7 protein-coding genes and 1 pseudogene are annotated in these 14,746 nt (G+C 59.5%); 2 read left to right on the top strand and 6 right to left on the bottom strand.

Features of this window, described 5'->3' with window-relative positions:
* Complete coding sequence (locus DW189_RS04725; RefSeq protein WP_117507051.1) at positions 1-1,101, top strand: CofH family radical SAM protein; 1,101 nt, start codon at positions 1-3, stop codon at positions 1,099-1,101.
* Between the two features lie 140 nt (positions 1,102-1,241).
* Here DW189_RS04725 and DW189_RS04730 read toward each other — a convergent pair.
* From DW189_RS04730 to DW189_RS04750, 5 genes and pseudogenes are all read right to left on the bottom strand, one after another.
* Positions 1,242-3,183: pseudogene (locus DW189_RS04730) on the bottom strand (glycoside hydrolase family 97 protein).
* 91 nt (positions 3,184-3,274) lie between these two features.
* Positions 3,275-4,804, bottom strand: coding sequence for a glycoside hydrolase family 125 protein (locus DW189_RS04735; RefSeq protein WP_117507052.1), 1,530 nt, complete (start codon positions 4,802-4,804; stop codon positions 3,275-3,277).
* A gap of 38 nt (positions 4,805-4,842) precedes the next feature.
* Positions 4,843-7,686 carry a glycosyl hydrolase gene (locus DW189_RS04740; protein WP_117507053.1) on the bottom strand — a complete coding sequence of 948 codons (2,844 nt, stop codon included), beginning with the start codon at positions 7,684-7,686 and terminating at the stop codon, positions 4,843-4,845.
* Between the two features lie 22 nt (positions 7,687-7,708).
* Positions 7,709-8,893 carry a glycoside hydrolase family 76 protein gene (locus tag DW189_RS04745; protein ID WP_022332866.1) on the bottom strand — a complete coding sequence of 395 codons (1,185 nt, stop codon included), beginning with the start codon at positions 8,891-8,893 and terminating at the stop codon, positions 7,709-7,711.
* A 13-nt stretch (positions 8,894-8,906) separates the two neighbouring features.
* The gene (locus DW189_RS04750) at positions 8,907-9,620 is read right to left on the bottom strand and encodes a GDSL-type esterase/lipase family protein (protein ID WP_117507054.1); all 714 of its coding nucleotides are present in this window, start codon (positions 9,618-9,620) and stop codon (positions 8,907-8,909) included.
* A 287-nt stretch (positions 9,621-9,907) separates the two neighbouring features.
* Here DW189_RS04750 and DW189_RS04755 point away from each other — a divergent pair, with 287 nt between their 5' ends.
* Positions 9,908-13,960, top strand: a complete 4,053-nt coding sequence (locus DW189_RS04755) for a two-component regulator propeller domain-containing protein (RefSeq protein WP_117507055.1) — start codon at positions 9,908-9,910, stop codon at positions 13,958-13,960.
* 320 nt (positions 13,961-14,280) lie between these two features.
* On the opposite strand, the gene DW189_RS04760 is transcribed toward DW189_RS04755, so the two are convergent.
* Complete coding sequence (locus DW189_RS04760) at positions 14,281-14,736, bottom strand: ATPase (protein WP_009597832.1); 456 nt, start codon at positions 14,734-14,736, stop codon at positions 14,281-14,283.
* Between the last annotated feature and the right edge of the window lie 10 nt (positions 14,737-14,746).

Here is a 14,746-nt window from a genome sequence, read left to right on the forward strand (position 1 = left end):
GTGCAACGCATCTACGACAAATGCCGGCGAAGGGAGCCGCTCTCACGCGAGGAGGCCTACCGGCTCTACGACCAGGCCCCGTTGCAGGAGCTGGCGCTCGTGGCCGACGAGGTGCGCCGCGCCGTGGTTCCCGACCCGGAGGTGGTGACCTGGCAGATCGACCGCAATGTCAACATCACCAACGTCTGCATCTCGGGTTGCCGGTTCTGCAATTTCCACTGCAAGCCCCACCAGGCAGACCGGGCATTCGTCACCACGCTGGCCGAATACCGCGAGAAGATCGACCGTACGCTGGAGCTGGGCGGCGACCAGCTGCTGTTGCAGGGCGGCCTGCATCCGCAACTGCGCATCGATTTCTACGAACGGCTTTTCTCCGACCTGAAAGCGCTCTACCCCACGCTGCGGCTGCATGCGCTGGGTGCGCCCGAGGTGGCGCACATCGCCCGCATCAGCGGCCTGACGACCCTGGAGACCCTGCGCCGCCTGATGGCAGCCGGCCTCGACTCGCTTCCGGGCGCCGGCGCCGAGATCCTCGACCCCGTCGTACGCAGGGCCATATCGCCCGCCAAGCCGTCGGTCGAAAAGTGGCTCGACGTGATGCACGAGGCGCACTGCCTCGGCCTTCCGACCTCGGCAACAATGATGTACGGCCATGTCGAGACCCCGCACCAGCGTGTAGACCACCTGCTGCGTATCCGCGACCTGCAGGCCCGCTGCCCCGAAGGAAAGTACGGTTTCATCGCATTCATCCCGTGGATCTTCCGGTCGACGGACACCGAATTGGAACGCCAGGGGGTAACGACACGGTTCTCTCCGTTGGAATACCTGCGCATCATCGCCGTGAGCCGCCTTGTATTGTGCAATATCCGCAACATCCAGGCCTCGTGGCTCACCGTGGGCAAGGCCACGGCACAAGCCGCCCTGCACAGCGGCGCCAACGACATGGGGTCGATCATGATCGAGGAAAACGTCGTCTCCTCGGCCGGAGCGCACAACCGTTTCGACGCCGAGGGCATCCGCGGTGCCATCCGCGAGGCGGGTTTCACCCCTCGCCTGCGCGACCAGCTGTACGGGATGCGGGAATATGCCCCGCAGGCCTGAAACCCTCCCGGGCTCGCCAGGAAAAACACAGGAACGAAAAAACGAAAGGAAATGCGTTATTCGCACTTCCTTTCGTTTTTTACAGCAAATCCGGGCACTGTCCGCCTACCGATCGCGGATGGACTCCGGCCCGGGCACGCCTATTCGATTACGGCCGCCCAGCCGCCATTGCGAACCATGTCGATCTTCACGACGGTCGAAGCATCGACTTTCCGCTCACGTTTCTTGTAATCCATGGCCTGCAGGTCGGCATTCACACCGTCCTCGAACGAGGTCATCGTATAACTGCGCCCGGCAGGCAGGAAATCGAGCGCGACCTCGGTGGAATAGGGCTGGTTGTTGGTAATGCCCCCGATGAACCACCGGTCGCCCTTGCGGCGCGCCATGACGACCTGTTCGCCGCACCGTGCACGCAGCACGCGCAGCTCGTCCCAGGTCGTAGGCACCGAGGCGATGAACTCCGTGCAGGGATGTTCGCGGTAATAATAGACCGGGTTGTCGGCCATCATCTGCAACGGGCTTTCGAAGACGACGTAAAGTGCCAGTTGGTAGGCGCGCGTCCCCGAGGCCATCGGGTTCGAACCCGTCGAACGGTTATCCTCGGGCTGAGAGCAGAACATCCCGCCCGGCGTGAAGTCCATGGGGCCGACGGCATTGCGGATGAAAGGCAGGTAATTGCTGTTGTCGGGTTTGCAGCGGCCGCCCTGCTCCATGCCGAGCACCGCCTCGTAGGTCAGCAGGTTCGGGTAGGTGCGGAAAAGACCCTTGGGTGTATAGGAGCCGTGCCAGTCGACGAAGATATGGTGGTCGGCCGCACACTTGGTCACGCGCTCGTAATAGTTGACCATCCACTGGTCGCTGCGATCCATGAAGTCGATCTTCACGCCCGGGATGCCCCACTCTTCGAGCGTCGTGAAAAGGCGTTCCATGTCCTTCTCGACGGCGAGCCATGTCAGCCACAGCACGATCTGCACGTTGCGCTCCTTGCCGTAGGCGATCAGGCCGGGCAGGTCGAGGTCGGGATTGGGACGGAATACGTCGGTCGTCGATGCCGACCAGCCTTCGTCCATGATAATATAGGGAACGCCGTATTTGGCTGCGAAGTCGATGTAGTAACGGTAGGACTCCGTATTGCGCCCGGCACGGAAATCGACCCCCGACAGGCGCATGCCGTTCCACCAGTCCCAGCTCACCAGTCCGGGCTTCACCCACTCCCAGTCGGTATCGGCAGCGGGGGCGGCCAGCAGCCACACCAGCTCGTTTTCGATCAGGTCGGCATCCTCCCCGGCCACGACGGCAAGGCGCCACGGGAAAGTGCGCGTCCCCTGCGTCCGGGCAATATAGGGTTCTTCGGAGAGCACCTTCAGGCTGCGGTCGCCATCGGGGCCGTACTCCTTCGGCACGCGCGGGAAAAGCGATTCGAAACCGCCCCGTCCGTCGCTCCTGACGAACATGCAGGGGTAGTCCCGTACATCGGACTCAGCCAGCAGGAGCTTCTTGCCCCCCCGGCATCCCGACCAGCACGGGCAGGTAGCTCATCTTGTCCGAAGGGGCATACCCGGACATCGCCACACGGGTGTAGGGCTCCTCGTACATCGAACGGAAACCGTTCACCTCGGAGAGCCACGCCTCGCTTCCGGCGGGCAGTCCCAGCCGGCACTCTTCGCCGAGCACCTCGACCTCGCCGGGCAGCGAGGTGACGAAGCGGTAGGCCACACCGTCGTCGAAAAGGCGGAACTCCACCGCGTAGTCGCCGGCGAACCTGAGTTGCACGGCATTATAGCAGTTCCGGACGACGGCATCCTTGGTCGGGTTGCGGCGTTCGAGCATCTCGTCGGCCGAGGAGCGTTTCACGCTGCGCAAACGGGGAGCCTCGCCCAGCGTGCGGTCGTCCAGGGTCAGCGACAACGTACAGGCATCGAGGACTTTGTCCGCACCGCTCCAGACGGTATAACTGATCTTGTCAACCACCTCGATTTCCATGCGGAGGTTTCCGCCGGGCGACGTCGCACCGACGGTCTTGGCCGTAACGGCACCGCCCACAGCCAATGCGCAGCACAATGCCAGAAGTCGTTTCTTCATAATATAATAATTTAGGTCGGATACAAAGATAGCAAAAAAACGACAGGAGAGCCGCGATATTCCCGCGGCCCTCCTGAAAAAAACGAACCTGTTATTTTACCGTAATCGAGTTCAGCAGGTCGACCTTACCCTCGTTCACCAGCTTGAGGATCAGCTCGCCGAACAGCGTGTTCTGCCATGCGAACCACGAGCGGGTGAAATCCGTCGGGTCGTTCACATTGAACGACTCGTGCATGAAGCCCGTCCCGGCATCGGTGGTCATCAGCATCTCTACGCAGCGCTTGATCTCGGCATCGTCCTGCGAGGTAAAGGCCTTCATCATGATGCTCATCGGCCAGGCCATGTCGTAACCGACGTGCGGGCCGCCGATGCCTTCGCCAGCCGAACCGCGGAAGAAGTAGGGGTTCGCCTCGCTCCACACGAAGCGGCGGGTATTCTGGTAGATCGGATCGTTCACGTCCATGTCGCCCAGGTAGGGCATCGCCAGCAGGCTCGGCACGTTGGCGTCGTCCATCAGGAAGCGGTTGCCGTAACCGTCGACCTCGAAGGCGTAGATCGTTCCGTATTCGGGATGGTTGTAGGTAGCGTATTTCTTGAGTGCCGTCTCCACCTCGGCAGCCAGCTCGGTGCACTCGGCAGCCAGCGCGGCTTGTCCGTTGACTTTGGTCAGGATTTCGGCAGCCTTGCGCAGCGAAGTCACGGCAAAGAAATTCGAAGGCACGAGAAAGAGGAACGTCGTCGCATCGTCCGAGGGACGGAATACCGAAGCGATCAGCCCGACGGGATTCACCGGATTGCCCTTGCCCATGTTGCAGACCGTATCGAGCTGGCGGTCGGTCACACGCATGAACGTATAGGGGCCGACACCCTCCTTGCGCTGCTGTTCACGGAACGTCTTGAGAATGTTCCTGACGGCCGCCATCCAATGTTCGTCGAACACCGAATCGTCACCCGTCACCAGCCAGTATTCATAGGCCAGACGCAACGGATAACACAGCGAGTCGATCTCCCACTTGCGTTCGTGCAGTTCGGGGCGCATCTGGGTCTGGTCGCTCATCCACTGATGGTCGGGGTTCGGGTCGTAGGGGTCGAGGAACGCATTGGCATAGGGATCGAGCTCGATGCACTTGAACTGGCGGCGGATCACGCCGGCCAGCATACTGCGCAGGTGCTCGTCCTTGTTGGCCAGCTGGAGGTAGGGCCACACCTGCGCACCCGAGTCACGGAGCCACATGGCATGGATGTCGCCGGTATAAACCACCGTATCGTCCCTGCCGTTGTCGTCCTTGCGGTAGCGCACCGTCGTGTCGAGCGTGTTGGGAAAACAGTTCTCGAACATCCAGGCCAGCTTGGCATTGGAGAGCACGCCCTTGATACGCGCGATCTCGGCCTCGACGGCCTCGGAGCGGAACAGACGCTCGGCCTCGGCCGGACGGTTGGTCGGGGCATATTCTTTTACGATCTTCGCTTTGGGCCTGGCCATCCGCGTATTGTCCATAATCATAACCGCGGCTTCGGTTTCCGGAGCACTGCTGCGGAGCGCCGAGGCGTGTGCCGAAACCGTACCGGCCATGACAAGGGCCGCAGCAAGGCAAGCCCGGGAGATGTTTTTGTTTTTCATAGTCGTTTACAGAATTACTTTATTAAGGTTTTAAGTTATCAGTACAGGATTACGGGGCCGCGCAGGCCGAGCTCCTTGTTGAGCCGCTGCGCCCATTCCCAGCGGGCAGCCGTCGGAGTATCTGCGGCACGGGCCTTGGCATAGTTGGTCAGCACTGTGGTAACACGGATCGTCAGGACATTCGTGCCCTTACGGAGTTTGCCCGCTACGTCGAACGTACGTGCACCGTACCAGCGCACGCCCGCAGGCTCGCCGTTGACGAAAAGTTCGGTGATGCCGTTATGCGTAAGGCCGGCATCGAGCGTATGGTAGGCCGCCGGATCTTCGACATCGACCGTGCGGGTGTATTCGATGGTGCCGGCGAAGCTCTGCAACCAGGGGAACGGCAGGCTGTGCAGATCCACGAGGTCGGTCAGGGAGAATTCCCGGGTACTCTTATCCACATGGTGCGTGGCCCTGACATCCCAGATGCCGTTGAGGGCAATGGGGTTCGCGCTGCGGGGTGCAGGTGCGGGCAGCATTTGGCCGCCGCGGTCTTTCTCGAAGACGATGAATTTCGCCTCGGCAGGCGTCAGGCACAACTCCAGCGTACCGTTCCGCATGTCGAGCATATGCCGCACGCCCGTCTCGGCATCCCAGACCCAGGCCTGCTTGGCAGCTACCTCGGCGGGAAATTCGAGCCGGGTCTGCATGGAACGTTCGATCGAAGAGTTGACGACGAAATAGATATCCCTGTCGCCCGACTTGTAATAGTTCATCATCATAAAACGGTCGAGGTCGGAGATTTTCGCATAAGGGGTCAGGCCGTATTCCGCCTGCAAGGTGCGGTACCAGCCGAGCATATCCCCCTGCGGGGCATCGACACGGACAAAACGGTCGGGCCAGGTCGTCACGACACGGTCGATGATCGCCTTCACACGGGCATCCTTCGCCGCGGCATCGCGGAAGCCGAGCCCCTTGTGGGGCACCTTCCCGATGGCGATCACACGTCCGCCCGCTGCCACGAAGTCGGCGATGCGCGCAGCGGTCCGGGGTTCGAGGCTCTCGACCTCCATCAGCAACAGGGTCTTGTAGCTGCGCGAACCGAAGCGGAGCCGGCCGCCCGCGACGGACGACTGGCAGATGACCTTCTCGCTGACATAGTCGCAGCCGTTGCCGCTCTGCTGGACGGCCTCCCAGAGGTCGTTGGCATAGGCGGGATAGGTGACGCCAGGATAGGGGTCACGCTGCATGCCGTGGATCGACCAGAGGTCTTCGAGCGGCGGCAGGATGGCGATGTCGGCCTGATAGACGCTGTTCTGCAAAAGGGCGGAGACACGCGCCTTGTAATCCATCCACGGACGCACATAAGGCCACCACGTATTGTTCTCGTTGAAATAAGTACCGAACTGTATCCAGCCGAAGAAATCCTTCTGGCGGGGGCTGTAATTGAAGCCGTGGAGCATCGAGTGGTTGACGCCCGAAAGGTTGCTGCGGTCGCCCGTCACCTTGACCTCCTCGAGCGTGGTCTGGAAGATATTGCCCACGTTGGTCTGCTCTTCGCAGCTCACGATGTTGCGGTTGGCCAGAAACGCCCCCGAAGAGACGAACTTGTTGACCATGCTGTAACCGCGCCCCGAAAGGTACTGGTTGGGCTCCATCACCCGGCCGATGCCGTCGTGTATCCACGATTCGCATTCGGGGATGTCGAGATACATCGACGTTTCGATGGGATGGAGCTGGTGGCCGTAGGCCTGGATGCGCGACTTGAGCCCGTTGCGATGGCACCACGCATTGTATACGTCGATGAAGTTCTCCTTGAAGAGCTGCATCTGCACGTGCCAGAAATCGTGGCGGACACGCTCGATCACGTCGCGCGTCACTTCGGGCGAGAAACTGCAGCCGTAAGCCTCACGGACGGGTTCGCCCATGGCTCCGGTACGCTGGAACACATAGGGCAGGAACGGATAGAGCGAGTAACCCATACGCTTCTCGAACTCGGCGAACATGCCGGGCGTCCAGTTGTTGCCTTCCAGCTCGAAACTGTCGCAGAACGCCGCGCGGATTTCCCCCTTGAGTTTGCCGCGGGTGAAATGCATCGCATCGGAAAATTTATCGAGGTAACGCTCCACGGCCTTACCGTCGAGGTGGTTCACCACGGGCCCGCTGGCGCCCGGAGCCCCCAAGATAACACGCGAATAGCCGTTCAGCTTCACGAAAAAGTAGAGGACATGTTCGCCCTCGGGGACATCGACCGTGATGGTATCATTGCCGGCCTGTTCGTCGTACGAAACGCCCTCGGTGAAATGGGCGACATGCTTGGGCATCAGGCGGATGAACAGAAGCTCCTTGGTCGGGTTGCTGCGGGGATTGGCCACTTGGGCGTTGGCCATGCCCAGCACCTCGTCGCGGCCGATGGTAAACCGGCCGCCCTTGACATCGACCGTAACGGGATAGAGCATCTGCACCTGCTCCTCGGGCGCAAGGTATTCGGCGCCGAAGGGCCAGCCCGAGCCGACGATGATGTCGCAGACCATGCCGCGCTCACGGCAGCCGTCGGCAGCCACGTTGACCATGCGGATCCACTCGTCGCTCAGCCATGTCAGCGCGGCACAGCCTACCGTATCGGCGGTCTGGTCGGGGAACTGGATGGTGTTGATCTCCACGCCGCCGATCCCGGCCTTGTGCATCACGTCCAGCTCGCGCAGGATCTCCTGCTCGTTCACACGGGCGCCGTTCCACCACCAGCGCACATAGGGACGATGGCGCGCGTCGGGATTAGCGAATGTTTTATACAACTCTTTTTCGGGGCGGAAAGCCTTTGCCACGGGCAACTTTTCCGCAAAGGCGATCCCCGCGGCGAATACCGCGGCCAATAGTATGAAGAAGATTTTTCGTTTCATCAGGTTGCAGGTTTTGTGCGGTTTATTTCAGTCCGACGCCGGACATGCGGCCGTACATCTCGGCCATGGCACCCTGCGTGAGCAACCACTTCTCAGCCTGTTTGTCCGCGCCCGTAAAATCGGTTTCGAACAGCCCGCGCCCGTCGCGCGCATGATCCCAGGCATAGTCCAGACTGCGCTGCACGGCATCGACATAGGCGGCATTGCCGTCGATGCCATAGAGTTCGACGAGCCCGCGCACCATCACGGCCGAGAACCACACGTTGCCCTTGCGGATGATGCGGAATGCCTCACCGTCCGCGGGCGTGAATTCCTCGAAGAAATAGTCGTAGCATGCGGCGGCCGTGCGCTGCGCGTCTTTCAGGTAGCTTTCATCGCCCGTAGCCTTGTAAAGCAGCGCCCCCGCCTGTACCATCTGGCCGCTGTTGTAGGCAAACTTCGCACGGCCGATATTGCCGTCGAGCGACACGTTATCGAAATAGAGCCCGTCCCCGGTGTCGAGCAGGTGCTCCTTTGTCCAGGCATAGAGCCCTTTGCCCTGCTCGAGGTAGCGGCCGTCGCCCGTCGCGGCATAGAGTTTCAGCGCATAAACCGTTCCCGGAGCATTGGAGCAGGTATTCTTCGAATGTTTCTTCTGTTCGCACCAGTAGATACCACCGCCCAGCACGTCATCCGTGCCGCTCTCGATGAATTTCCAGATCATCTCGGCCTGGGCGAGGTATTTCTTGTCGCCCGTAGCCTCGTAGATATCGCAGAAGTCGATGCCCAGCCACACGTTGTCGTCGTAGAAACGATCCGACGCCGGAGCCGTATTGATATAGGAGGCATAAGCCGCCGGCATCCGCGTCGTGTCGAGGTACTCGGCCAACCCCGGCAGCACGCGGCCGTCGAGCACGCTGCGATAGGAGGCATCCTCCTCGAGGATCGTATTTACAGCCGAGAGCGTTCCCGAGAAGGGCCACAGGTAGGAATAGGGATTCGGACGCGCCTGGTCTTCGGAGGCGAGATAACCCGCCTTGTAATCGGCATTGAACGGATAGTTTTCGCGCAAGAGGCAGCGGTCGGCGACGCCATACGAGGCATAGACCGAATCGAGCGTAGCCTTGGCACGCTCGAGGTTGCGGGCCTGGCTCGGCGACGTCCGGTCACAGGCGGCAAAAGCACATGCGGCAACTGTCGCAGCGGTGAGGAGGAGTGTTTTCTTCATTATCTGTTATCGGTTATTCGTTGGGTATCGGGGTGGTATACCGCGCCTGCTTCGTACGGAGGGCCTTGTTGATCCCCTCGACGACCATCGGCTCCATGAGCGTGTAGCCGTACAGGGTCGGATGGCAGCCGTCTCGGGAGATCCGGGCGTCCAGGCCGCCGGAGCCGTTGTCCAGCGCCGCATGGTAATCCACATAGGGGATCTTATGTTCGGCGGCGTACCGTTTCAGCATCGTATTGAGCTCCGCGACGGCTGCCGCAGGTTTGATCTCGGGACGCCACGAAAACCGGTCGCAGGGCAGCACCGAGCAGAGCACCACGCGGATTCCGTTGAATTTAGCCAGTTCGCACATCGAGACGATGTTGCCGAAGACGTTTTCGAGTTTGATGGCGCCGTTGTTCTGAGCGATGTCGTTGATACCGGCAAGGATCACCACGGCCTTCGGGTTCAGGTCGATGACGTCGCGGCGGAAACGCGCGAGCATCTCGGCGGTCGTCTGGCCGCTGATACCCCGGTCGACGAAGCCGTTGCGGGCGAAGAAGTCGGGATCGGCCCCGATCCAGTTATCCGTGATGGAATTACCCATGAAGACCACTTCGACGGGTTCACCCGTCAGGGCGGCATTCTGCTGTTCGTAACGCCCGTACTGCGCCCAGTCGCGGGGTTGCTGGGCAAAGAGGGAAAACGCCGCGAAAACAGACAGCGACAGGAGTACGATTTTTTTCATAAAGCAATAAGGTTTTTAGGTTTTTCGCTAACAAAATTAGGAAACCCGGAACGATCGGCAGTCCGTATCCATGAAGAAATAGTACACATCCGTGCCAAACACAAAATATTCCGGTTTTTGCCACCTCCCACCGCCGGGACAGAGGCTCCAGAGGGGATTTCCCGGGGACAAAGATACGAAATATGTCTGTTTTCATGCCCAAAATGGCAATGGTTAGTCTGTTTTTACGAAAAAATTTGCATAAATTTGCACAACCAACATAAAATTTCCACAAACCGCAACCCTCCATGAAACGAATAATCTACCTGGTCTGTATACACCTGCTGTGCTGTGCGGCAGCACAAGCCAGCAACCTGCGGCAGATATCGAGCCGCGAAGGCATATCGAACAATGCCATCCTCTCGCTGGCACAGGATAAACACGGGTTCATCTGGGTCGGTTCGTGCGACGGGCTGAACATGTGGGACGGCGAACGCATGCGCCTCTTCCCGAACGACTGGGGCGAATATACCCCCCTGTCGGGCAACCTCATCGAGGAGATCGCCGTGACGACGGACTCGCTTTTCTGGATACGCACGAACTACGGGCTCGACCTGTTCGATCCGGACAGCAAGCACGTCGAACCGCACACCTGTTTCCAGGGTATGTACCGGGTCGTCACCCGCAGCAGCGACGAGGTGATCGTCATCACACAGGACAACAAATTCAGCTACTACGACCGCACGCGCCATGAATTCGCCCCCACAAGGCCGATGCAGCAAGGGCGGTATGCCGACATCCTGGAGATGGTGCTCGACGACGAGGGCAACCTGTGGAGCTTTTCACGCAAGGGTATTTTCTGTATGCCGGTGAAAATTCCCGCCGACGGGCAGGGGGACATCCAGTTCGGGGAAACACAACAGATAGCCCTGCCTTCGCTCCCGGAATTCGCGTTCCGCGAAGGGGACAGGGTTTATTTCATCGACCGGAACCATGTGTTCTACGAGTTCGACATCAAAAGCCGTCAGATCATATATATAAAGGATATGCGTGAGGAGCTGGCCGCCATGGGACAGGTGTCGCGCATCATCAGCGACGGGAACGATTACCTCGTGTCGTTCAGCACCAACGGCGTCATCCGCCTGAAAACCACCCCGCAGAACAGTGTAAAATACGCAACTGAACATATCAACATCACCTGCGGCGTCATGACACTGCTGCGCGATGCCCGGCAGGAAATCGTATGGATCGGCACCGACGGGCAGGGACTTTACCAGCACACACGCAACGCGGTGGCTTTCCGTTCGATCACCTTCAACGACCTGCCCTACAACCTTTCGAAACCAGTGCGTGCGCTCTACATCGACCACGAACGCAGCCTGTGGGTGGGCACCAAAGGCGAAGGATTGCTGCGTATCCCCAATTTCTACCACCGAAAAACCTTCGACGCATCCCATGTCGAACAGATTACCACGGCCAACAGCGACCTGCTGGACAACTCGGTCTACACTTTCGCCGCAAGCAGCCGCAACCTGCTGTGGATCGGCACCGACGGCGACGGGCTGAACTACTACTCCTATGCCGACCGGAGGGTTCACCGCCTCGGCGTCCCCGAGGAGATGCGGTTCATCCACACGCTGCGCGAGACGGCGCCTGACACGCTGTGGGTGGCCTCGGTAGGCTGCGGCATATTCCGCATCACGCTCGGCGGGTCACAGACCCGTCCCGAGATCCGCGAGGTCAAGCGGCTCCACTTCAACGAGGAACTGGAGGTCAAAAAGTTCTTCTTCGCCCTCTACGAACAGAACGATTCGATCATGTGGTTCGGCAACCGCGGAGGCGGGGCCGTACGCTACAACACGCATACGAATACGCACCAGATCGCCAAATTCGACCACAACCGCAGCGCCATCGTCAACGACATCTTCACGATCCACCAGACCCAGGACAAGAGCCTCTGGTTCGGCACGAGCGGCGGACTGATACAGGTCGCCCGCGACACGACGCTCATCCCGGGCATCACCAACACCGTGCACGGCATCCTCGACGACCGCAAGGGCGACCTCTGGCTGAGCACCAACCGCGGACTGGTGCAGTATACACCCCACACGGGTAACGTAGTGACCTACGGATACTCCTACGGCCTGAATACCATCGAATACAGCGACGGGGCCTACTTCACCGATCCGCAGACAGGGCTGCTCTTCTTCGGCGGCATCAACGGGCTGGTTACCGTCGAACAGACCGGCTTCGAGGAACAGTCGTTCAACCCGCCGATCCTCTTCCGCGACGTGCGCCTCAACGACGGAGTGCACAACATCGGCAACCTGCTCTCTGACAAGGGCGTGCTGACGCTGCGGCACGGACAGCGCATTTACGAGATCACGGTATCGGCACTCGACTACGTCAACGGCAGCAACTACACCTATTACACGCGGCTGGACGGGTTCAGCGACCAATGGACGAGCACTTCGTCGAAGCTGTCCTTCGCCGACCTGCCGCCCGGCACCTACCGGCTCGACGTGCGCTACCGCAACAACATCACCGGGGCCACAAGTCCAGTCTACTCACTGGAAATACGCCTCAAACCGGCCTGGTACGCCACATTTCTGGCAAAGCTGCTCTACATGCTGCTGGCGCTGGCCGCCGTCACCATGACCCTGCGCTATTACCTGCTCCGCTACCGGCAACGCAAGGCCGAACAACTGCAACGCCTCGAAAGCCGGCGCAAAGAGGAGGTCTACGAATCGAAAATGCGATTTTTCTCGAACATCACACAGGAGTTGTCCATGCCGCTGACGATGATCTCGGGGCCCTGCCAGCAGATCATTACCTACCGTAAATCGGACTCCTATATCCTCAAATACGCACAGACCATCCGGCAGAACGTGTCGAAGCTCCACGACCTGATCTACATGCTCCACGAGTTCCGCGGTATCCGCACCTCGCAAAACGATGAGAATGAAAACATCGAGCTGGTACCCGTGGCCGAAATCGCCCAGGGAATCGCGGAGACCTTCAGCGAATATTCCGAGCAGAACAGCATCCACTGCAAGCTGGACATCGAGCGCAACCTGGCATGGCCGAGCGACCGAGAAGGACTTTCGACGATCCTCAACACATTGTTGTCCAACGCATTCAAGCACACACCCTACAACGGTTCGGTGAACCTGACGATCCGCAACGACGACGGGGAACTGTTCATATCGGCCGCGAACGACAGCATCGGGGTCAACCTCGACGACATCGAGGCCATTTTCGACCGTTACCGCGTGCTGGATTATTTCGAGCGCAAGAGCGAACGGGGGCTTTCGTTCCAGGGCGACCTGCGGCTGGCGATCTGCCACAGCATCGTGACCCGCATGCACGGCCAGATCACGGTCGAAAGCACCCCCAATGCCCAGACGACGTTCACCGTGCGGCTGCCGCGGCTGAAAGTAACCGCCGAGAACACGTCCGTGAACGACAACATCGTGCCGATCGACACGAACTACGGGCTGCCGCTGCCGACCGTCACGCAACGCGAATTCACGTTCGACAAAAACCGCCGGACGATGTTCGTGGTCAACGACGATTCGGAGATCATGAATTTCGTGGCTGAGCTGTTCGCCCCGGATTACAATATCAAAATGCCCGACGGCCTGAACGCGATGATCGAACTGCTCAAACAGATGCACCCCGACATCATCATCTGCGATGCGCTCTCGGAGAAATCGGACTGCCTGTCGCTCATCAAGTTCATTAAGGAGGGCAAGCTGACCTCGCATATCCCGGTGATTCTGCTCTCGACGGCACAGCAGGTCGACGAACGCATCAAAGGCGTAGAATCCGGCGCCGACATCTGCCTGACGCTGCCCTTCAACGTCGAATACCTGAAGGCCGTGACCGAGCAGCTGCTCAAACGCAACCGCTCGCTCAAGGACTATTACAAATCGTCGATCAGCGCCTTCGAACTCTCCGACGGCAAGATGCTCCACCAGGACGACAAGGAATTCATCGACAAGATGCTGAAGATCATCAACGACAACATTTCCAACACGGAAATCTCTACGAAATTCATCGCCGACGAGATGGGTGTCAGCATCCGCAACCTCTACCGCCGCCTGGAAGGCATCCTGAACCAGACCCCGACCACCATCATCAAGGAGTACCGGCTGGCCAAGGCCGAGCAGCTGCTCACCTCGACCAAGCTCTCCATCGACGAGATCATCTACAAGGCGGGGTTCGTCAACCGGGGCACGTTCTTCAAGTGCTTTGCCGCCAAATACGGCTGCACCCCCAAGGTATACCGCAAGGAGAAGCTCTCCCAGATCAAACAGGAGGTCGACGAACTGCCTGAAGAGCCACAGGAAAAGGCATAGGCAATGTTACCGGCAATGCCGGAATCTCTGCCCGACCGGAGACGGCGTTCCCTTCGGTCAACCCACCAACAAACTCAAGCCCGGCTACTGATGCAGCCGGGCCTGAATCCCTAATTATACCACTTAAAAACTTGTAACTGTCCCATCCCGACGGAAAAACACTCATCCGGAATTTTCGAGTCATGCAAAATTACACATTTCCGGGTTTCGGCAAGTATCAATTCATGCAATATAAGTACAATTCAAGCCACACCCCTGAAAAAAGCAGGGCGGGACACCGGAATGTCCCGCCCTGCGGAGCGATTTGCCACGACGGCCGTTTAGATCGCGCCCGCGATCAGGAACACGGCAGCCACCGTAAGGATGGCGTACAGCTCGGGGAATGCGGCGAGGATAAGCGTCTTACCCATCACGTCGTGGCCGTTGCCGATTGCTGCGATACCGTTGGCACACACCTTCGACTGGAAATACGACGAGGCGAGGCAGACCAGACCCGTCAGCAGACCGGCGCCGAAGATGGCAGCTCCCTGCAACAGGGTCATCGAATCCGTAAGGAACCCTTTGATGATGAAGTAGCCCACGAAACCGTAAAGGCCCTGCGAACCGGGGATAGCCGACAGGATCATGTAGCTACCGAAAGCCCCTCCGTTTTTCTTCATGGCGCCTACCGATGCCATACCGGCGATCGAAGTACCGATACAGCTCGCTACGCCCGAAAGGCCTACCATCAGCGCTACGCCGAGATAGCCCAAAATAATTGCAGTTGTTGATTCCATAATTTTAATT

This window comes from Alistipes sp. AM16-43, from assembly GCF_003435745.1.
Classification (GTDB): Bacteria; Bacteroidota; Bacteroidia; order Bacteroidales; family Rikenellaceae; genus Alistipes; species Alistipes onderdonkii.